Raw genomic sequence first — 606 nt, 5'->3', positions numbered from 1 at the left:
CTGCTCCGGCGCGGTCAGCCACTTGACCAGCTCCGTGGCCTCCTTGACGTGCTTGCCGCTCTTCGGGACGGCGAGGAAGGAGCCGCCCCAGTTGGCCGCGGTGGAGCCGGGGGCGCGGGAGATGTCCCACTTGCCCTTGAAGGAGTCGCCGGAGTTGATGGAGATCTGGCCGGCCATCCAGGCGGGGCACGCCACGGTGGCCACGGTGCCCTTGCGCAGCGCCGCGTTCCAGGCGTCGGTGAACTGGGGCAGGCCCTGGGCAAGCTTCTTGGCGGCTGCCTCGGCGGCCAGGTCCCAGCCCTGCTTCACGGACTGGCTGTCCTTGTAGACCGGCTTGCCGTCGGCGTCGTAGTACTGCTCGGAGGAGGAGCTGACGACCGCGTTGTACATGGCGGACGCGGAGTCCATGAAGTAGGTGCCGGAGGGCGCCTTCTTCTTGTACTGCTCACCGAGCTTGAGGTAGTCCTCCCAGCCGCCGGCGACGGCCTTGGCGACGGCCTCGCGGTCGGTGGGCAGGCCCGCCTTCTCGAAGAGGTCCTTGCGGTAGCACAGGGACATGGGGCCGATGTCGGTGCCGGCGCCGATCACCGTGCCGTCCTTGGCGGT

1 protein-coding gene is annotated in these 606 nt (G+C 69.1%); it reads right to left on the bottom strand.

The features are described 5' to 3' along the window. Window positions 1-606 (bottom strand): ABC transporter substrate-binding protein (locus tag C3481_RS16210; protein WP_146053681.1); only part of this gene is annotated, 606 nt, incomplete at both ends.

This window comes from Microbacterium sp. Ru50 (assembly GCF_002920555.1).
Taxonomy (GTDB): Bacteria; Actinomycetota; Actinomycetes; order Actinomycetales; family Microbacteriaceae; genus Microbacterium; species Microbacterium arborescens.
Note: the sequence above shows the minus strand (reverse complement) of the source record. Positions and strands in the feature narration are given on the sequence as shown.